At 44.5% G+C, this 18,943-nt stretch carries 20 protein-coding genes, 1 tRNA gene and 1 pseudogene; 15 read left to right on the top strand and 7 right to left on the bottom strand.

Annotated elements, in window-relative coordinates:
• Nucleotides 1-51 precede the first annotated feature (51 nt).
• Nucleotides 52-594 (top strand): Uma2 family endonuclease, encoded by a 543-nt coding sequence (locus NIES593_RS13820; RefSeq protein WP_073600138.1) that lies wholly within the window; start codon nucleotides 52-54, stop codon nucleotides 592-594.
• Between the two features lie 201 nt (nucleotides 595-795).
• Here NIES593_RS13820 and NIES593_RS13815 read toward each other — a convergent pair whose 3' ends face one another.
• On the bottom strand, nucleotides 796-1,482 hold the full coding sequence (locus tag NIES593_RS13815; RefSeq protein ID WP_175561141.1) for an ABC transporter ATP-binding protein: 687 nt from the start codon (nucleotides 1,480-1,482) through the stop codon (nucleotides 796-798).
• Between the two features lie 7 nt (nucleotides 1,483-1,489).
• Here NIES593_RS13815 and NIES593_RS25225 point away from each other — a divergent pair, with 7 nt between their 5' ends.
• A complete protein-coding gene (locus tag NIES593_RS25225; RefSeq protein WP_281250741.1) occupies nucleotides 1,490-1,615 on the top strand; it encodes a hypothetical protein in 126 nt (41 codons plus the stop codon).
• An 18-nt stretch (nucleotides 1,616-1,633) separates the two neighbouring features.
• Here NIES593_RS25225 and NIES593_RS13810 read toward each other — a convergent pair whose 3' ends face one another.
• Nucleotides 1,634-1,936, bottom strand: coding sequence for a hypothetical protein (locus NIES593_RS13810; RefSeq protein WP_217651905.1), 303 nt, complete (start codon nucleotides 1,934-1,936; stop codon nucleotides 1,634-1,636).
• A 272-nt stretch (nucleotides 1,937-2,208) separates the two neighbouring features.
• Here NIES593_RS13810 and NIES593_RS13805 point away from each other — a divergent pair, with 272 nt between their 5' ends.
• On the top strand, nucleotides 2,209-4,731 hold the full coding sequence (locus NIES593_RS13805) for an O-antigen ligase family protein (protein ID WP_073600136.1): 2,523 nt from the start codon (nucleotides 2,209-2,211) through the stop codon (nucleotides 4,729-4,731).
• Between the two features lie 98 nt (nucleotides 4,732-4,829).
• Here the strand turns inward: NIES593_RS13805 and cax are convergent, their stop codons facing one another.
• Both cax and NIES593_RS13795 read right to left on the bottom strand, forming a co-directional pair.
• On the bottom strand, nucleotides 4,830-5,933 hold the full coding sequence (gene cax / locus NIES593_RS13800) for a calcium/proton exchanger (protein ID WP_073600135.1): 1,104 nt from the start codon (nucleotides 5,931-5,933) through the stop codon (nucleotides 4,830-4,832).
• 193 nt (nucleotides 5,934-6,126) lie between these two features.
• Nucleotides 6,127-6,690 (bottom strand): DUF3172 domain-containing protein, encoded by a 564-nt coding sequence (locus tag NIES593_RS13795; protein WP_015144097.1) that lies wholly within the window; start codon nucleotides 6,688-6,690, stop codon nucleotides 6,127-6,129.
• Nucleotides 6,691-6,855: 165 nt separating this feature from the next.
• On the opposite strand from NIES593_RS13795, the gene NIES593_RS13790 reads away from it, so the two are divergent.
• From NIES593_RS13790 to NIES593_RS13780, 4 genes and pseudogenes are all read left to right on the top strand, one after another.
• Nucleotides 6,856-8,646: an SLC13 family permease gene (locus NIES593_RS13790; protein ID WP_073600134.1), complete on the top strand. Its 1,791-nt coding sequence runs from the start codon at nucleotides 6,856-6,858 to the stop codon at nucleotides 8,644-8,646.
• 687 nt (nucleotides 8,647-9,333) lie between these two features.
• The gene (locus tag NIES593_RS23615; RefSeq protein ID WP_139253708.1) at nucleotides 9,334-9,612 is read left to right on the top strand and encodes a hypothetical protein; all 279 of its coding nucleotides are present in this window, start codon (nucleotides 9,334-9,336) and stop codon (nucleotides 9,610-9,612) included.
• Nucleotides 9,554-9,796: pseudogene (locus NIES593_RS13785) on the top strand (ABC transporter ATP-binding protein); the annotation flags it as partial. The gene NIES593_RS23615 and the pseudogene NIES593_RS13785, both read left to right, overlap by 59 nt.
• Nucleotides 9,797-9,927: 131 nt before the next feature.
• Nucleotides 9,928-10,812, top strand: a complete 885-nt coding sequence (locus NIES593_RS13780; protein ID WP_073600133.1) for an NAD(P)-dependent oxidoreductase — start codon at nucleotides 9,928-9,930, stop codon at nucleotides 10,810-10,812.
• Nucleotides 10,813-11,115: 303 nt separating this feature from the next.
• On the opposite strand, the gene NIES593_RS13775 is transcribed toward NIES593_RS13780, so the two are convergent.
• Nucleotides 11,116-11,565, bottom strand: a complete 450-nt coding sequence (locus NIES593_RS13775) for an Hsp20/alpha crystallin family protein (protein ID WP_073600132.1) — start codon at nucleotides 11,563-11,565, stop codon at nucleotides 11,116-11,118.
• Nucleotides 11,566-11,825: 260 nt separating this feature from the next.
• Here NIES593_RS13775 and NIES593_RS13770 point away from each other — a divergent pair, with 260 nt between their 5' ends.
• The 8 genes from NIES593_RS13770 (at nucleotide 11,826) to NIES593_RS13735 (ending at nucleotide 17,804) form a co-directional block, all read left to right on the top strand.
• Nucleotides 11,826-12,053 (top strand): DNA-directed RNA polymerase subunit omega, encoded by a 228-nt coding sequence (locus NIES593_RS13770; RefSeq protein ID WP_073600131.1) that lies wholly within the window; start codon nucleotides 11,826-11,828, stop codon nucleotides 12,051-12,053.
• A gap of 44 nt (nucleotides 12,054-12,097) precedes the next feature.
• On the top strand, nucleotides 12,098-12,724 hold the full coding sequence (locus NIES593_RS13765) for a hypothetical protein (RefSeq protein ID WP_083602446.1): 627 nt from the start codon (nucleotides 12,098-12,100) through the stop codon (nucleotides 12,722-12,724).
• Nucleotides 12,721-13,089 carry a DUF1818 family protein gene (locus tag NIES593_RS13760; RefSeq protein WP_073600129.1) on the top strand — a complete coding sequence of 123 codons (369 nt, stop codon included), beginning with the start codon at nucleotides 12,721-12,723 and terminating at the stop codon, nucleotides 13,087-13,089. The genes NIES593_RS13765 and NIES593_RS13760 overlap by 4 nt, the downstream gene beginning before the upstream one ends.
• Nucleotides 13,090-13,149: 60 nt before the next feature.
• Nucleotides 13,150-13,223 (top strand) — tRNA-Pro (locus NIES593_RS13755).
• A gap of 691 nt (nucleotides 13,224-13,914) precedes the next feature.
• Complete coding sequence (locus tag NIES593_RS13750) at nucleotides 13,915-14,253, top strand: hypothetical protein (protein WP_073600128.1); 339 nt, start codon at nucleotides 13,915-13,917, stop codon at nucleotides 14,251-14,253.
• Nucleotides 14,254-14,266: 13 nt separating this feature from the next.
• Nucleotides 14,267-14,593: a hypothetical protein gene (locus tag NIES593_RS13745; protein WP_073600127.1), complete on the top strand. Its 327-nt coding sequence runs from the start codon at nucleotides 14,267-14,269 to the stop codon at nucleotides 14,591-14,593.
• A 120-nt stretch (nucleotides 14,594-14,713) separates the two neighbouring features.
• Nucleotides 14,714-15,754 carry an isocitrate/isopropylmalate dehydrogenase family protein gene (locus tag NIES593_RS13740; protein ID WP_073600126.1) on the top strand — a complete coding sequence of 347 codons (1,041 nt, stop codon included), beginning with the start codon at nucleotides 14,714-14,716 and terminating at the stop codon, nucleotides 15,752-15,754.
• 334 nt (nucleotides 15,755-16,088) lie between these two features.
• Nucleotides 16,089-17,804: an aconitase/3-isopropylmalate dehydratase large subunit family protein gene (locus NIES593_RS13735; protein WP_073600125.1), complete on the top strand. Its 1,716-nt coding sequence runs from the start codon at nucleotides 16,089-16,091 to the stop codon at nucleotides 17,802-17,804.
• Nucleotides 17,805-17,902: 98 nt separating this feature from the next.
• Here the strand turns inward: NIES593_RS13735 and NIES593_RS13730 are convergent, their stop codons facing one another.
• Nucleotides 17,903-18,244 carry a 4a-hydroxytetrahydrobiopterin dehydratase gene (locus NIES593_RS13730; protein ID WP_073600124.1) on the bottom strand — a complete coding sequence of 114 codons (342 nt, stop codon included), beginning with the start codon at nucleotides 18,242-18,244 and terminating at the stop codon, nucleotides 17,903-17,905.
• Nucleotides 18,245-18,465: 221 nt separating this feature from the next.
• On the bottom strand, nucleotides 18,466-18,666 hold the full coding sequence (gene gifA / locus NIES593_RS13725) for a glutamine synthetase inactivation factor IF7A (protein WP_015144108.1): 201 nt from the start codon (nucleotides 18,664-18,666) through the stop codon (nucleotides 18,466-18,468).
• Between the last annotated feature and the right edge of the window lie 277 nt (nucleotides 18,667-18,943).

The raw sequence follows: 18,943 nt of genomic DNA, 5'->3' as shown, positions 1-18,943 counted from the left end.
GTTAGAATTAGATCGATTGCTAGTAAATCGCCGCAAAGTTGGCAAACTACTATGAAAATCCTAGCTAAATGGTCGGTCGAAGATTACCATCGAATGATTGAGGCAGGGATTTTACGCGATCGCCGCCTGGAGTTACTAGCTGGTGAGATTATTGAAGTGAGTCCAGAAACGCCCCTTCATTACAATACGGCAAAACGAGGAGCAAGATATCTGGAGGAATTGCTAGCCGGTAGAGCCGAAGTTCGCTTTAATGGACCGATAACTTTGTCCGATTCGGAACCCGAACCAGATATCGCCATTGTTAGACCGCCAGAATCGAGATACGACGCTCGCCATCCTAATCCAGAAGATATTTTTTTTCTCGTTGAGGTAGCTCAGACTAGCCTGAAAAAAGACTTGGAACTTAAGAAATCAATCTATGCTGCTGCTGAGATTCAAGAATATTGGGTTTTGGACTTACAAAGTAGAAAAATTACTGTATTTCGAGAACCACAAGAAGGTGACTATTCGCTCAAACAAGAATTGAGTCAAGGAAACCTTTCACCGATCGCTTTTCCAGATATTAAAGTAACAGTAGAAAGGCTCTTGACTTAACCAGAACAATTGACAATAGAGCTGCTGCTAATTGACTGACAAATCTTTGTCTCCTCATCCCTAAATCCCTTCTCTCACAAGGGGCTAAGGGACTTCAGGCAGAAGTCTAAAGTCTTAAGTGGAAGGCTCCTCTACCGCTCTGGGAGAAGAGTTGGAGTGAGGGCGATCGACTATCTCTGTTATTAATGAATGAAAATGGTATTACCACTCCAACTGGGCAGGCGCTTTCTTGGTCTCGTTGCGCTGTATTTTAATTATTTCACCGCTACGCATAGTAATCACCCGATCTGCCATCGCTGCAATCCCGGCATTATGAGTAATTACCGCAGTCGTCGTTCCCAAGTCCCGATTGACTTTCTCTAACACTTCCAAGACTAACTTTCCTGTCTGAAAGTCTAATGCGCCCGTTGGTTCGTCACACAATAAGACTTGCGGGCGTTTGGCAATGGCACGAGCGATCGCAACTCTTTGCTGTTCTCCCCCCGATAGTTGGGCGGGAAAGTGATTTAGCCTTTCGTCGAGTCCCACTAATCCTAGCGCCTCTCTAGGGCGCATCGGACGAGTCGCAATTTCGGTGACGAGGGCGACGTTTTCTAATGCAGTTAGACTGGGAATTAAATTGTAGAATTGGAAAACAAAGCCCACATATTCTCGGCGGTAGTGGGTGAGGGCGCGATCGTCTGCCTTGGTGAGATCCCAGTCGCGAAATTTTACTTGTCCCCCGGAAGGGATGTCGAGTCCTCCGAGAATATTTAACAGAGTTGATTTTCCACTTCCAGAAGGACCGAGTAAGACGACAAATTCTCCTTCATAAAGGTCGAGAGTGACCGATTTAAGTGCCTGAACTTTCACTTCTCCCATTTGATAGGTCTTGCTAACATCGCGCATTTGGAAGATGGGAGACTGGGAAGTGGCGATCGCGCAAGGTTTTGCGATCGATGGCTCATTGCTGCGATTGCCCATGATTTCATCAGTTTTAGAGCAGCTTATCTACGATTCTATCGAAGCGATCGCCAATTGACTTCGACTAGCGACTCATTTATCGATAAATAGCCCTGTTCGCATAATCGACTAAACCAGCACCGATGAAGTAACCGTAGTTATTTAACCGATCTTGTTGGGCGACTCTAGAAGGATGATTGTAAACTTCTGCTAACCCCAAACATAAAAGCGTCACACATCCCAGGACAATGCAGTAGTTGCGAATTACGATAGTTGTTTTGCGATCTCGAACGGCAAATAACAGTTTGCGCCATCTTGTGTTGTTATTTTTTCCAAAAAAGAGATAATTCGATGGCTCTTTCCAAGGTATCGATCGTTCAAATATTCTTTGGGTATGCAACTTTCATATCTCCATCGAGGATTTTACACAAGTAGTTAAGAGATTTTTAGATCGATTTCCTCTCAATTTAATCTAAATGATTTGGCAAATAATCCCAAAAGCTAGAAAAGTTTTTGGATAAATTTAGCCAAATAATATCAGAAAACAGTAATCTTAATATTAAGTAATTTAAATTTTTTCTGGCTTTGCGCTTTAGTTACAAAGAATCGCGCGTATCGTAGCCAAAACTTAGCAAAATAGTAAAAATAGATTTTTGATTTAGGCAGAGCAGTATGTCAGAATCTAGAGCTGAGGGACGGTTGTTAGCCTTACTAACAGCTTGCTTCTATGGACTTTTTACCTTATTGCCAGACAGTCACAGCCTAACGGTCAAGTGGTCGTGGGTGGCTATCTGGCAGATCGGATTGCTGTGTCCGGTACTTTGGTTGCTGTGGCAACTTTGGCACTGGGGGCGAGTACGATCGCTGGGCAATGGCTTAGATTGGTGCATCGGGTTGGGCATGATTGGCTTGCTAGTTTCTAGCATTTTCGCCCAATTTCCGAACCAAGCGCGTTGGTATGGGTGGTGGGCGTTATGTTTTCTAGCAGCTTTATACGCTTTAAATAATTATTTAGATAATTCCGATCGCCGCGATCGCGTCCTAGCGACGCTAGGGTATGTGGGTTTGTTCTTTGTCATTATCAGCCTTAGCCTTTGGACGACGCAAACTTTAATGCCGGAATTAGCGCGTCTAGAGTCGCTTAAGCAATATGGCGTTAATTTGCCGTTTGATTTTTCGGTTCTGGAGTTACGCAACTGGGCACCCCTGGGACACCAAAACTATGTGGCTGGCTATTTGATGCTAATCTTACCCTTGTTCGCAGGGTTGAGCATTCTTCGTGTAGGATGGCGGCGCTATTTGTGGCTGATAGCCCTTGGTTTGGGTTTATTAGACCTCTACAGTACCAGTTCTAGGGGCGGATGGTTGGGATTATTTGCTCTCTGTTTGTTTGGTTTAGGGGTTTTATTATTCGGCAGTCGAATTCCCAAACTTGGGCTGGCGATAGGGGGAATGGCAACGATTGCCCTGCTGCTATTGCTTGTCTTTGCCAACAATCGCCTTCGCACCTTAATCGTGGCAATCCTCCAAAACACGGACGGAGGAGAACTTGCCTATCGCCTGATTAACGCTGCGCTGGGCTGGCAGATGGGCAGCGATCGCCCTTGGGCGGGAATCGGGATAGGCGGCGTTCCTTTTGCCTATCAAAAATACCGTCCCATCTGGGCGGGACGAGAGTCGGAGTTGGCTTATCAGTTGCATAGTACCCCGGTTCACCTCTGGGCGGAGTTGGGCATCTGGGGCATTATTCCCGTATTGGGCGCGATCGCGTTGCTCGTTTATTGGCTAGTCAGGCATCAGTTGCGTCAGACTCCTATAGCGCACGGCGATCGCATTCTCCTGTGGAGTCTCTATGGCGGATTACTCGCTTATGGAATAATTAGTCTAACGGATTACCAATTAGATAACGTTGCCATTAGCGGCGCGATCGTCATTTATCTAGCTTGCATTGCCTCGATATTGAAAAGTCAGAAGTCAGATTTAGAGACTCGATATCTCAAATCTCCACAGAAGTCAAAATTTAACCTCCCATTTTACGCTGGATTGGGCATTCTCATAGTCGCCCTTATTTGGCTAATTCCAATTCATCGTGCCTGGCAACTGTCTAGCCAGGGGTTTCTGGCACTCGGTCAGGAGAAAGTCGAGATATTTGTCGATCGCTTAACTAGGGCACATCAACTCGCGCCTTGGGAACCCTATTACCCCTATCAGTTAGGTTGGAATCTCGGCGATCTCGCCTTGCAAACCAAAGATCCTCGGCAACGACAACAGTTATTAAATGAGAGCATCGCTTGGCTGCAAAAAGGAAATACGATCTCGCCCTACCAAGAATTTGGCTATAGCAATCTCGGCTGGTTGTTGCTGCAAAGCGATCCGAAAGCTGCCAGTCAAGCATTTGCCCGTGCCGCACGACTGGTTCGTGCCAAACGCGGCGTGATGTTTGGATTGGGATTGAGTCTATTGGGGCAAAGAAAAGCGGATTTAGCAATAGAAGCCTTTTCTCTAGAAGGACTGCGCGATCCGTTATTTATTACCAGTCCCGTTTGGCGATCGCAAGGATTGCAACCTATCTATTCTCAAGTTCTCGATCGTATGGCAACCCGCTACCAGGAGTTGTTGCAACAATATGCTCAATCGGGAGAAATGAACGCTTACTTACATCGCAGTCGCGGCGGGTTGTACTGGTGGCAAGGAAATTTAAAAGCTGCTCGCGCCGACTGGGAGGCATATAAAACGCCCCTCAGTCAAACAATCCTGGCGCTTGCCGAGGGAAAATCTCCCCAACCAAGTCTCTCCCAACCCCCTTCCTCTCCAGAAATGATGCTTATTCAAGCTTGGGAAAATCCTTCTCAAAGAGCCAATTTACTCCGACAAGCATGGATTCTTGCTACCAAAACCGAATTGCCTGCCGAGATGGAACGAGACTTGCTAGCGAGTATGGAACGTTCTGATAATTTTGACCGATGGGTCAAACAGAATGCTCCAGTCTGGCAATATCGTCGCCAGCGGTTGGGGTTTGGAGTCTTGAGTCGGCATATCGATGGCTCTATTCCGACTGACTTCTGGATAGTTGCCGATAACATTGCCATGACTACTTGGTTTGCCGAACTGCTGCCCTCGCCAGTTTACATGCCAGAGCTAGACTTAGCCTTGCAGCCCTGGCAGGATGCTGTAATCAAAGAACTTTTGCCGTAATATCAAATCCGGATCAATGACCACAATAAACCGATAGTGCGACCAACAGGAGTCGCGAGCGTCCCGCTCGCACCACTTAAACGGATTTGCCATAATCTCTAAACTGGATGAAAGTAAAAAGCCAGTCCCAAAACGGTATAGGTTGCCAATAATAGCGTTCCTTCCAGCCAATTCGACGTACCATCAGAACTAATCGAGTTAGCCGTCAAGACAGCTACCGCTACCGCAACCAATTCAAAGGGATTAAAGTCTAAATCCATTGGTTGACCGATCGCCCAACCTGCAATCACTAGCACGGGAGCAACGAATAAGGCAATCTGCAAGCTAGAACCGACTGCCACTGACATCGAAAGATCCATTTTATCTTTCATGGCAACGGTGACTGCTGTTGCATGTTCGGCAGCATTGCCGATAATCGGGAGAAAGATCACTCCTGTAAACAGTTCCGTCAGCCCCAATTCGGAGGTAGCGACTTCGAGGGACTCTACTAACAATTCTGACTCCACCGCCACGCCGATCGTAACGGCTAGCAAAACGCCGATCCAAAACCAGATATTAATGCCCGATCTTAATTCTTCAATCGTTTCGGGAGTTTCCTTTGCCGATTCTGGTTCTAATTCTGCCACTCCTACATCGTAGAGATAGGAGTGAGTTTTCATAGAAAACAATAGAGTTAGCCCGTAGACGGCAATTAACACCACTGCTACGGCTACAGATAGCTGTTGCAGAATCTTTTCGCCAATGCCGCTAGAAGTGTATTCCACCGCAGTTGGTAAAAGAATGGCAATAACTGCCAAATTCATTGAAGAAGCATTCATTCGGGCAGCTATCGGTTGAAAAGTCTGCTCTTTGAAACGCAATCCTCCCAACAGCATGGCAAACCCCATGACTAGAAGCAAATTACCGATAATCGAGCCTGCAATAGTAGCTTTGACGACATCGAGCAATCCTTCTTTGAGGGCGATAAACGCCAAAATTAGTTCGGTTGCATTGCCAAACGTAGCGTTTAGGAGTCCTCCTAAATTGGGACCTAAAACAACGGCAATTTCTTCGGTTGCCGTTCCCATAAAAGCAGCTAAAGGAACGATCGCTAATGCTGCGGTAATAAAAACCAGCGTTTCTCCCCACTCTAGAAAATGAGCGGCAATCGAGATAGGAATAAAGACTAACAAAACAAAAAAGAGAGTATTTTTGTCGAGCATCTAGATATTTCTGCTAAAAAATCGAACGATCGCTAGTTTAGCTTTTCTATTCGCTAGCAACCATATTTCGCTGAAACTAGAGCATAGCAACGGTTATACAACCTCAAGAGACCGTTGAATTGTGCAATAAAAAGCGATCGCCCCTAGAACTTTGAGGAATTTCTGGGCGCGATCGCTCCGGTGTTATCTTATCTTAAAAATTCTCGGTTTCAGACGGCGAACCCCCTGCACCCGGTTGATTGAGAAAGAGATTTCCTGCCGAATCGTTTTGATAGATACAATCAATTCTGGGTTTGCTTTCCAGGACTCCTGTAAAACCAAAAGTATTCATTCGGTTTTTGCATTCGTTAACTTGTTGGGAATTAACTAATTTTCGTTGCTCTAAAATAGCCCAGTTATTGCGGCGTAAAACGCATCCCGGCTGCATGGTTGGTTGGGTTACGTAGACGCTGAATGGGCTTAAAGTGACGAAAACGCGCATATCTGTAACCATTGCACTAGCCCCGTATTGAACGCACAGTTCGGGATTGGGGGCACTGCGATCGATAAAATCGCGAGAGGCAACGTTTTCAGGATTAACCGTTGTCGTCGAACTTAACCCGATGCCAACGCCGATTCCCAAAACAAAAATCCCGCCTAAGAGGGCTACTAAAGCGTAGTTGAGCCTTTTAAATAATCCACCCGATTCCGATGGTTCCGAAGCTGGATATCGAGAAGAGGTAGAACGCGGAGGAGAATAGCGAGGTCTACGTGCCATAGATATTTTTGGGAATCGATAACATTTCTATCCTAGCAAGCCAAACCGTTCGGAATTAGGAGTTAAACGCAATCTCTTTTCAGTAACCTGTAAATGTGATACGATTGCAGCTTAAAGTTAATTTAATTCTGAAAACAATTGAATTAAGATTTTTTTTGAAACCATATGGAAATTATTCTCACGCTAGGTGTTGTCACGGCAGCTTTAATTGCATTCGTTTTTGAGTGGTTGCCGATTGATATTACCGCTCTTATCGTTGCGATCGTTTTAGTTTTATTGGGATTGGTTACGCCAGATGAAGCCATCGCTGGTTTTGGCAATTCTGCCACCATTACCGTCATGGCAATGTTTATCCTGAGCGCGGGAATTACGCGCACGGGGGTTATTCAAATCGTTCGCGATTTATTGGTGAAATGGGGAGGAAAAAGTCCGACTCAGCAAATCTTTGTTTTGGGAATGATTGTTGGATCGATCACGGCATTTATTAATAACACGGCTGTTGTTGCTGTCTTTCTTCCTATCGTTGAAGATTGGTGCAAAAAACAAAAAATTTCTGTCTCAAAGCTGTTAATTCCCCTATCTTATGCCACTGTTTTAGGAGGAATGATTACGGTTATTGGAACTTCTACTAATATTCTGGCAAGCGGCGTATCAAAAAAATTAGGATATGGAGAATTTAGCTTATTTCAGTTTACCGCTCTAGGTCTGATTACTTTTATAGTTGGTTTAGTTTATCTGTCTATAGTAGCCCCTCGACTGCTTCCCGCACGCAAACCTGTTAGCAGCGGTCGTTTTAGTGAAGATTACAAGCTTCAAGATTATGTTAGCGAGATTACTATTCCGCCCAATTCTAGTTTAATCGGACAAACTTTAAGAGAAAGTGGAATTCAACGTAAATTCGATCTATCTGTATTAGAAATCATTCACAATGGCAACCATTTTCCGCAACCTTTAGCCGATAAAAAATTATCAGCTGGAGATATTTTATTAGTACGAGGCAGGCGAGAAGAGTTACTAAAAGTTAGAGATGAAAGAGGCGTTGAAATATTAGCCGATGTTAAGTTTGGCAATGGTTCGCTAGAAAGCGAACTCGACACGGGAGAAGAAAAAATTGCTGAAGTTTTGATTCTCTCTAATTCTCGTTTAATAGGAGCTACGCTGAAAGATTTGCGTTTTCGACAGCGTTATAATGCTACAGTTCTTGCTATTCGCCGAGGAGAAGAATTACTCAGGGAAAGGTTAGGAAAAGTTCCTTTACGGTTTGGAGATTTATTATTGGTACAAGGACCGAAGGAAAGTTTTATTGGTTTGCAAACAACGCGCGAACTCCTAGTTTTAGAAGAAAGAGACGTGGAAAGTCTCAGACAGAACAAAGCCTGGATTGCTTTAGCAATTATTTTAGGTGTGGTTATCGTTGCTGCTTTGGATTGGCAACCTATTTTGGTGACGAGTTTAGTTGGGGTTGTATTGATGATTATTACGGGTTGTCTCAAACCAGGCGAAATTTATGGTGCCGTTCGTTGGGATATTATTTTTCTCTTAGCAGGATTAATTCCTCTAGGAACGGCAATGGACAAATCGGGCGCAACTGAATGGTTGGCGAATGGCTTGGTATCTATTGGAGGAAATCTGTCTGGATTTTGGATCTTAACCTTTTTTTATTTAGCTACTTCTTTTTTGACAGAAATTCTCTCAAATAATGCTGCGGTTATATTAATGATTCCCATAGCAGTTGAAGTAGCAAAATCTCTCAGTCTCAATCCACTGGCTTTTATGTTTGCCGTCACTTTTGCTGCTTCTAATAGTTATTTAACCCCAATTGGCTATCAGACAAATACGATGGTTTATGGACCGGGCGGTTACAAGTTTTTAGATTTTACTCGCGTGGGATTGCCTCTCAATTTAATCCTGACAATTCTTACGCCATTACTGATTGTCTGGCTCTATGGTTTGTAAGGTTGGCAATGAGATATTGCGTGCGACGTTTCTACTGCCTGCAAAGGAGCTATAGCAATCCTAAACCCCATTTCGTTTGGTTGCGAGTAAGATGCTCACACTACAATTTCTCACCACTCAAATAAGATCGCTACATGCTAAAAATATCAAATTCTAATCTCTACCAAAAGGAATAATTATTTCTTTTGGTTGCGATCGCGCACAAACTTTCTTTACTAATTTGAATAAGTTGTGTTAGCCTTGATTGCTAAGTTCGAGTAAGTAAGCCTAATCCCTAACTTCATCATGCAAAGAAGTTGCTCGAAAGATAAAGCAGGAACGGGGGAACCAATTATGGGGCGAACTTTTTAACAGTGACCAGTGTTCAGTGACCAATCAGCCAATAACTGATAACTGATAACTGATTTAAGGGAACATCTCTCAGTCCTAGCCCGTCAGCTAACACCATTTTTCATTCATTAATGACAGAGATAGTCGATTGCCCTCACCCCCAACCCCTCTCCCTAATNNNNATTTGGGAGAGGGGAGAAGAATGTCGATCGCGAAAACCTGAAAATTGGTATAACCTCGTCGGCATTGAGAGGAGACTGAAGAGACAAAATTCATAATACTTGCCCTCATCAGTGTTCCTGGTTGGTACTGCTCGGTATTTGTGTACCTGCTTTCAACAAGTGAGGGTAATTTAATATGGCTCTATCAACGCTTGCCGTCGGGGGGCAAATTGCGTGGAAGCGCATCAAACCCGTATTGATTCAAGAAACTGTTTTACTTCCTGCGATTGGTTTTGCGGGATTGATTGTCTTGTGGTGGCTCATCGCGCTTTTTCGACGCGATATGATGCCCACTCCCCTAAAGGCACTGACTGACATCCTCCCTACGGCTTCTAGCCGTAGGGAGGATGTCAGAAGCACAGGTGTTAGAGATTTGGGAAAGTCATCGGCAGGCGGTGATGATGATTACTCATGATGTCGATGAGGCAATTTCTATGTCCGATCGCATCGTTCTGATGACCAATAGACCAGAAGCGACGATTGGAGAGATTTTAGAAGTCCCTTTTCCTCACCCGTGCGATCGTCATACGATGCGAGAATCTAAGGAATTTTTTGAACTGCTCAATCACGTTCTCGATTTCTTAGAACGCTATCAGTAAGATTGCCACCCCATCATCCGCTGCCTGCAAAGGCTATCAATTTACCCTGACTCCGTTTTTCCCGACCTCGATCGCTCGGATTGTCTTAGCAACTAGATAGCGTTTATTGTGGTAGAAAAAGCTAAATTCCCATGAATCCAAAGATTGCCTTTCTCGGACTCGGCGTTATGGGTGCCCCCATGACAGCCAATCTAGTACGCAAAGGATTTTCCGTTAGTGCTTGGAATCGTACCCCCAATCGTCCCACCATCGCGATCGCAGCTGATGCAGGCGCAACGATTGCCGCTTCTATTCGAGAGGCTGTGGAATCCGCCGAGATAATTTTTACCTGCGTCGGCGACGTTACCGATGTAGAAGCCGTCATTCTGGGCAGTGAAGGAGTCGTTCGTTATGCCCAACCCGGTGCCCTCATCGTAGATATGAGCACCATCGGCAGCAATGCCGCTCGCCAAATCGGCATGGAGGTGCAAAAACATCGCCTGCGCTTCCTTGATGCTCCCGTTTCCGGCGGCGATATCGGAGCGCACAAGGGAACCCTTACAATTATGGTAGGCGGCGAGCCAAAAGATTTTGAGAAATGCAAACCAGCCTTTGCAGCGATGGGAAAAACCGTTCGCCTCTGCGGACCGATAGGCAGCGGTCAGGCCGTAAAATTATGCAATCAAATTCTTGCAGCCATGCACATGGTAGCATTATGCGAAGCCCTAGAAATGGCTAAAAGGCAAGGTATAGACCCCAACCTAATCGTAGAAGTTTGCAGTACGGGAGCGGCAGGATCTTGGGCGCTAGCCAATTTGGGTCCGAAAATCATTGCATCCGATCTCGCTCCGGGTTTTGCGATTCGGCACATTCTCAAAGATTTACGTTTGGTCAAAGAAACGATGCAATCTTGGCAAGGGCAATTCCCAGGTGTAGAGTTAGCGAACCATCTGTTTAAAATTGTTAGCGAATTAGATGGGGGCAAAGGTGAAGCATTAGGGACTCAAGCAATGATTCGTGCCTATGAAACTCGATAGCCAACAGAAGTAGGGAAAAGGGTAAAGGGTAAAGGGGAAAAGATAGATGAAAGTTTTCCCCTTCCCTTTTCCCCTGTATTTTGAGAGCCTATCTTTGATTAAAGCAAGAGGTCTAAGGATTAATTTTGGCATCCTTGATTTTTAAAGAAATCGGGCGAATAAATATCCGCCCCGGCAATCAATTACAATAAATTGCGACTCGCTGAAGTACAAGTTTTGATGTAGGGACGCAAACCCTCTGCCCTTGTACGTATCACGTTAAGTTGCAAAACGCTGTAAGTTCTGTGAAATTGCCATTAACTGCTATTGACCGAGATTAACTTTGACAACTTTTTGCTTTTCTGCTGCCGCTTTGGGGAGCGTTAGATGCAAGATGCCGTTCTTGTAATCAGCCGTTACCTTCGTATTTTCTATGCGAGTGGGCAAGGCAATTACGCGACGGAATTTCCCATAGCGAAATTCTGTGCGAGTCATGCCTGCTTCTTGAGTCTTGGTTTCGGATTGGCGTTCGCCGCTGATACTAACGGAATCAGCAGTTACTTCGATGTCGATGTCCTTGGCTTCTAAACCCGGAACTTCTACTTTCAGATGAACTGCGTCAGCCGTTTCCGTCATTTCTGCGGCTGGTACGTGATATAAACTGGTTCTTTCACCATTAGGATAAGTCGTAGGAGCCAGCGTATCAAATAAGCGATTCATTTCTCTTTTTATTGCTTCAACTTCTCGGAAAGGTTCCCAGCGCATAAGCGACATATTTGCCACCTCCAATTCAAAGATTTAAAATCGATTCAGGTTTTGTTTGTCTGTTTGCTCGAACTATCTACTCCTAACTAATAAGAATAATGCAGCTGATGAAATTGGCTAATCTAGTTTTGCGTACTAATATGGAGCGATCGCCGTACTCAACAATAAAACTTTTGTAGCAGCTATATAGAAGCCGACGCGATCGCCTTTCAGCTAAACTGGTCTGTAGAAAACACCAAAAAAACGCATTTTACTTAGTAGCGATCTTTATGCAAAAGCGACACTCGTTTGACTCATCCCAGATCATGTACCGTGCTGAAGAGTTATTAAAGGCTGCCTCCAACCGCTATCGAATCACCGTTCAAGTTGCCAATCGAGCCAAACGTCGTCGGTATGAAGATTTTGATAATATTGACGATCCGATGATGAAACCTGCTATTCGTGCCATCATCGAAATGTCAGACGAACTCACTCAACCAGAAATCATCGGCGACTAAAACTAGAAAAAATGCTCTGGAAAGCGCTACGGAAGCATCAATCTATGCAACGAGCCAAATCAATGCGGCGACCAGTTCTAGCTATTGTAGTTGGGTTAGTATTAGTTCTGGGAGTAGGATACCTCAAACAGAGGGGAATCGCGATCGGATTCGGCTCGCAGCCAGTCGCGGCTCAAACCATGCGTCCCGAATCCGTTGCGGCAACCGTTTATCAGCGTCTTCCCAACCTTCCTAAAGAAAATCAATACCTTCGTCGGGATACGGGAAAGGTAGACGAACAAAACACCCTAGTAGCTCGCTTGGTGCGCTATCATCAAGACTTGAAAAAGCGTCAGACTAACTTTCGGCTAGACTGGAAACTCACCTTAGCGGATTATTTAGGGGTTAACGAGCCTATCAAACCCGATCGCTATCCAGGGCAAAGCAGTTTAAAAACTAACCCGATGGAAAACGATGTCAAAGCTATTCGCCATCTCAATCGTCGCCAAAGAGATGAGTTAGTCGATGCCTTAGTTAGCGCCTACAAAGCGAACGAGCCAAACCCGCCAACTCCCAATGCCAATCAAAATTCCAATTCCTTGCCCAAACCCGCTCCTCAATCTCCTTCTGTGCCAAGTTCCTCTAGTCCTTCGATGTCTAAACCGGGCGATTCTCAATTACTCCAGCCATGAGCGATCGCTTGTTGAAAATGGGAAACGGTTGGCGTATTGGTTGGAATCCTAGCGCAGAAATTTATAAAGGGTTAGTAGGCGGCGAGGATTGGGCGATCGAGTTAACTGAAGACGAGTTAAATGATTTTTGTTGCTTGCTCGAGCAACTGACCCAGATGATGACTCGCATAGCTGATGAGTTGATGGATGAGGAGAAAATCGCCTGCGAAGCAGAAAGCGATCGCCTTTGGATGGAAGTAGAAGGTTATCCCCACGCCTATTCTCTGCGCTTGATTCTCAATCAAGGTCGCTGTTGCGAGGGGTATTGGTCGGCAGAAGCTATGGCAGAGCTAGCACAAGCTGCGCGAACGCTCAAGGGATTTTGAACGCGAGTTGCTTGCTAATTTTGGGTAACGGAGTGTATACTAGAAAATCGTCGCAGGCATCGGGGCGTAGCGCAGCTTGGTAGCGCACCACTTTGGGGTAGTGGGGGTCGTGGGTTCAAATCCCGCCGCTCCGATTTTGAAAAAATCCCTCTCATCGAGAGAGGTTTCACTTGTTTAGCTTGTCACGCAGCAATTCGAGAAGTTTTGTTTGTTCTCGGATAGCAGTAATTATTTGTTCAGCAAATTGCGACTCGCTGAAGGACAAGTTTTGATGTAGGGATGCAAACCTCCACCCTTGCATGTATCACGTTAAGTTGCAAAACGCTGTAAATAGTAAATACTTGTCTCAAAAATACTTTTCAAATTTGAGCATAACTTAAATAACAGTTTAAATAGTAGCGCGATCGCTAGGCTCATTCTCGAAATTTATGAAACTATAGCACTATCCTTTCGATCGCGCTAGTTTTTTTGAGCATTGAATTAAGAGGATGCTTGAAAAGTATATTTTTTGTCATGCCCAACGTAGTGCAGTGAAGTGAAGCATCTCAGCCGATGTCAAAAAATTGGGATTCTTCGCGCCATTTCATGGCGCGACTAATGACAAAGTATACTTATCTTGGGACTTTCTACATATCCTCTAATCGTCGCTCTCAACCATGACAAAAATCATGGAGACAATTACCTAGTGATGGTTGAAAGTCAGAGAAAACATATCTAGTTCGTCGATACAGAATTCGTGACATTTATCAGATGTTTTTTCCTAGTTGAATTTATAGGATAAATGCAGTTGAAATCAAGTTAATAAAACGCGCTAGGAGAATTTCGATGAATAGCGAAGAAAGGCTAGAAGCGTTACGGATGAGTCTCACTCAGAGACAGATGCAATATATCCTGGATTGCAAAAGGCTAGAGGAATTGGTTAAACCAGGACATACGTATACCTACACCGAACTGATTAAATCGCTCGAACTGGCGAAAAACGTTGCCACCTATATCGCAGTCAAAACAGCCGTTGAAGAGATGACCGAAAAAGTCGTACAAGAGCTGGCTAAAAGAGTGACAGAAGAAGGCTTTGTGGCTGTCTTTAGTTCCGCCGTCGAACCCCTTATCCTGCGCGAAGCTCAATTAATCTCCCAGCGCCAATTGAAACGAACCTCTCAATAGCCCGGAAACCCTTATGTCAAACAATATATGCGATCGCGATGTAGAGATGCGATCCGAGCAACACCCTCTTCCGAAATCGCCGATTCAGAGATATCTACAAAATCCTTTCTCGATTGCTTGGTCAAAGCTGGCTGAGTTGTTTCAAACTACCCAAACGCTTAGTCAGCCTGAAGATCTTGACAACTCTCCATGCGATCGCAACGAAACCGAGTCCATCCGAGAGCGATATTTATACACTTGCTTTACAGATCGCGTCGATCCTTCGCTTTACTATACCATCTTCTTTCCCTATAATTTGCCAACCTATACTGCTGCCAGTCCTTCAGAAAATTCAAAGTAATACTAATTTGAAAAATCTTGGCTACAAATTTTTTATGGGATCGGTTTTTCTAAATCCAAAAAAGTATGAGATGGTATAAAAGGAAATTGGCACAATTGAGATTAAGTCTACGAATATTTGATGACTCATCAATATTGCCTAGCAGTACTTCCAGGCGAGGGAATTGGACTAGAAGTCGTAGAAGCTGCGCTAAAAATTCTTCAACAGGTTGCTCGACTCAAAGGATTTTCTGTTGAGGTCAATTATGGACTCATTGGAGAACCAGCTTTAGAGACATGTGGAAACTTTTTTCCAGAAGAAACAGCACAACTGTGCGAGAGGTCTGATGGCATTCTGTTTGGTGCAGTATCCAGGGGAGGACTCTTAGAGTTACGAAAACGTTTCGATTTGTTCGTTAATCTTCGTCCCATTCGCACTTTCGACAGTCTGCTCGTCAAATCGCCACTCAAAACCGAACGACTCAAAGGAGTAGATATCCTCTTCGTGCGAGAATTGACAAGCGGGATCTACTTTGGGGCTTCTGGACGCGCCGAAAACGCGAAGGGGACTTATGGTTACCACACCATGCGCTACTACGACTGGGAGATAAGACGGATAGCAAGGGTTGCTCTCGAAAAAGCTAAGAGTCGCAGAGGTCTACTGACTGTTGCTCACAAGGAAAATGCACTGCCCCATTTACCGTGGAGTCGTCTTGTGAAAGAAGAAGCCGAACATTTTCCTGGCGTAGTCGTAGAACCGATGCTAGTAGACAACTTAGCGATGCAATTAGTCATCAATCCCCAGTATTTCGATGTGATTTTAGCTGGCAACCTTTTTGGCGATATTCTCAGCGATATTGGCGGAGCAATAGTTGGTTCGATTGGATTGCTAGGTTCTGCGAGTCTCAATGCAAATGGCTTTGGAATGTACGAAGCTATTCACGGTACGGCACCGGATATTGCGGGTAAAGGAATTGCTAATCCTCTCGGAACGCTAGCAGGAGTTATTTTAATGCTTCAGCAATGGAGCGAACAGGAATCAGCACAGATATTGATTCAAGCACAAGAAAACCTTTTGGCGAAAGGATACCGAACAGCCGATTTAGCGCTTCAAGGCAAGGAAATTTTAGTCAATACGGAGGAATTAGTAGAGTTGTTTATAAATGAGCTTTTAATTCTATAGCGTTTATCTTATCTTTTACTCAAACCATCTACTTTTTCATTAAGTACATTGTTGCTTTTTGGCTCAATCTTTTCTAAAACTGTTTTTAGATCCGTTTTAGTTGTTACTGATTTTTTTTATTTTTTTTGTAGACTTATAACCGGGCGATCGCTAGTTTATTTTGTCTTCTTGTTTGATAATGTATCGACTTTTGCGATCGCATTTTAAAATCATAGCTCTATGAGTATATTTGTAAAGTATTGACTAGGTAATTAATCTATGTTGTTGACAAATTTATCCTGATAAATAGAACAATAACAGATTAAAATAGCTTTTGATTTTTAGGTGAGGAGTGATGAATATCTCAGAGAAAATTTTAATACTCGGCGATGATATCAACACCGATGATATTATCCCTGCTAAACGCGGTACTAACGCCGATCCTGTCCATTTAGCACGCTATGCCCTAGAACATTTAATAGGAGAAGGGAAGCTGCTAGAATACGACATCATCGAGGCAGGATATAACTTTGGCTGCGGTTCTAGTCGAGAATTTGCTCCGATTGCTATCAAAGCAGCAGGAATTAAAAAAGTCCGCGCTCGTTCTTTTGCCGAAATTTTCTATCGCAATAGTATCAATATTGGTCTGTCATTAGAAATTATCGGGGATAGCCAACAGAATCCAGTCGTAGATGCGATCGCGCGGGCAGGCGGTTTAATTCCCTTCAATCAGAAACGTTTGAGAGATAAAGTTTCTGTCCCCAAAAGTCTCACGCCAGCGCGATCGATGACGATGGCAGAAAAGATGCTTGCCCGCGCTTCGGGCAATGCTTTCGTCCAACCTGGCGAGGTTATTTTTGCCAAGGTCGATTTGGCGATGTCCCACGATGCCATCGCAGGACCAGTCGCTCAACTTTTTTACCAGCATTTTGGAGAGAAGGCGAAAGTCTGGAATGCAAATAAAGTCGTTTTAGTTGCCGATCATTTCATTCAAATTAACGACATCAGGAAAGACGAAGGCGCAACGACGATGCATCAACAAATGGTGCAATTTGCACGAGAGCAAGGTTGCCATCTATTAGACGTGGTTTCTCCAGGCGAAGCGGCAGGCATTTGCCACGTTCTCCTACCAGAAAAAGGCTTTATTCGTCCGGGGATGGTTATTGCGGGAACGGATTCCCATAGTTGCACCTATGGGGCATTTGGTTGCTTTTCTACTGGGGTAGGAACGACTGACATGGCGAATCTCTTCGCGACTGGGGATATGTGGGTTCGCGTTCCTGGAACGTTGCTGTTTGAATTATCGGGAACGCTTCCCAAACAGATCGGCGCTAAGGATATTATGCTCTTTATCCTGGGTCAAATCGGCTGCAATGGGGCAACTGGAAAAGCGATCGAATTTCGGGGCAGTATTATCGAGCAATTGCCCATCGACGAACGCATGACCTTAGCAAATATGGCGATCGAGTGCGGGGCGATGTGCGGTTTAATTGCTCCCGATGAAGTGACGATTGAGTACGTGCAAAGTCGCACGCAAGAGGAATTTGAAGTAATAACCAGCGATCGCGATGCAGAATACGAACAAATTTATCGATTCGATCTCAGTAATCTAGAACCGCAAATTGCCTGTCCGCCCAAACCCGATCGCGTGGTCGGGATTAGTGAATTGGGTGAAGTTCCTATTACGCGGGCGTTTATCGGTTCCTGCACGGGAGGAAAACTCTTCGATCTAGCCCAAGCTGCTGAAGTGCTTAAAGGGCGCAGAGTTGACCCTAGAGTAAGTCTGTTTGTCGTTCCCGCTTCTAGGGAAGTTCGTCAGAAGGCTGAAGAATTGGGCTATTTAGACATTTTAGAACGAGCAGGCGCACAGGTTCTTAAATCTGGCTGCGGTGCTTGCATCAATGCCGGAATTGGAGTTTTGGGCAAACAAGAGACGGGGATTTATGCCACCAATCGTAACTTTAAGGGACGCAGTGGCGATCCGACGGCTAGAAACTATCTTGCCTCTCCGCGCGTGGTTGCGATTTCGGCAGTTAGGGGAAAAATTAGCGATCGCATTGATGATAAATGAGCGAGCGTATTTTTTATTACGGGAGCTAATATTATTATTGATGGGGGAATGACGCGAAAAATGATTTATGTATAAAATTCGCTTAATTTAGCGTGCCTTTACCCCAATGGTTTGAGCTGAGAAGCCAATTCATCGGCTTTTCGGGCTAGTTCGACATCTAGGTCGGTAATCCCTCCAGCCTCTGATGTCGTCAAGTCAACCGTAACGCGATCGTAAATATTCGACTCTTGCAGGCGATGTCCCATTGCCTTAGCTACTAACGCCAAGCCAGACATAAATCCCAATGCTTTTTCAAAGCAACTGAAGCGAAACTGACGATGCAATTTTCCCTCTGTCTGGCTCCACCCTTTTAATTCTTGTAAAACCGCCTCTAGCTCTTGGGAAGATAAAAGTCTAAAAGTACCTACAGGACGGGATTGAGAACTTGAAGAACGAGCCACTCGATTGTTTCGTCTTAGTTGCCTGGCTTTTGATTTTTGATGGCATACTCGTTCCCTCAGCAGTGACACTTGCCTCACCCCTTGAGCATTTTGCAAAACTAATAAATGCGTCCATGCCAAAGTCAGACAATCGAAAAATTTTTTGTCAGCCCAGACTTTTAGGATTCAGACTCCCAAGATCCCATCTCTATCTCCTACTCTGGTGCTGACTGTTATATCATCTAGCTCATAGAAGCATGAGTGCGATCGTAACCCGCACTAAACTCTGAGGGAGTTTTACCTTGGATGTGGCTGTGATAGTGCGTCACGTCAATGTCCACACCAAGTTCGTTGACGATCCGAAGAAGCATTGACTGTTCGCGATTGACGACCGCTCTGTGGTGGCGCATCAGGAGAGCGCGAGCTTGTGTTTCAATAGACATTATCCTGCCTCCTTGCCCTCTTTACACCTTTATCATAAAACTTTCTGTAGCAAAAACTACATATTTTGAAAATCTTTACACTTAGTCGCAGCCATCTCGCCAGACTATTTCGTCAACATCTCTCAATCATTCTCAAACAATACAGGCAAGCCAAGAGATAAATTCTGTAGAGATAGATTTTCTCTCCCCAAATTTGTCTTGTATATAATCCAAACTATTAAAGTATAGTCATATATAGTCAGACATAATCTTCTATCTTAATATAAGAATATGAAAC

It is taken from the genome of Hydrococcus rivularis NIES-593 (genome assembly GCF_001904635.1).
Lineage (GTDB): Bacteria > Cyanobacteriota > Cyanobacteriia > Cyanobacteriales > Microcystaceae > Hydrococcus > Hydrococcus rivularis.
This window is presented reverse-complemented; position numbering and strand designations above follow the sequence as displayed.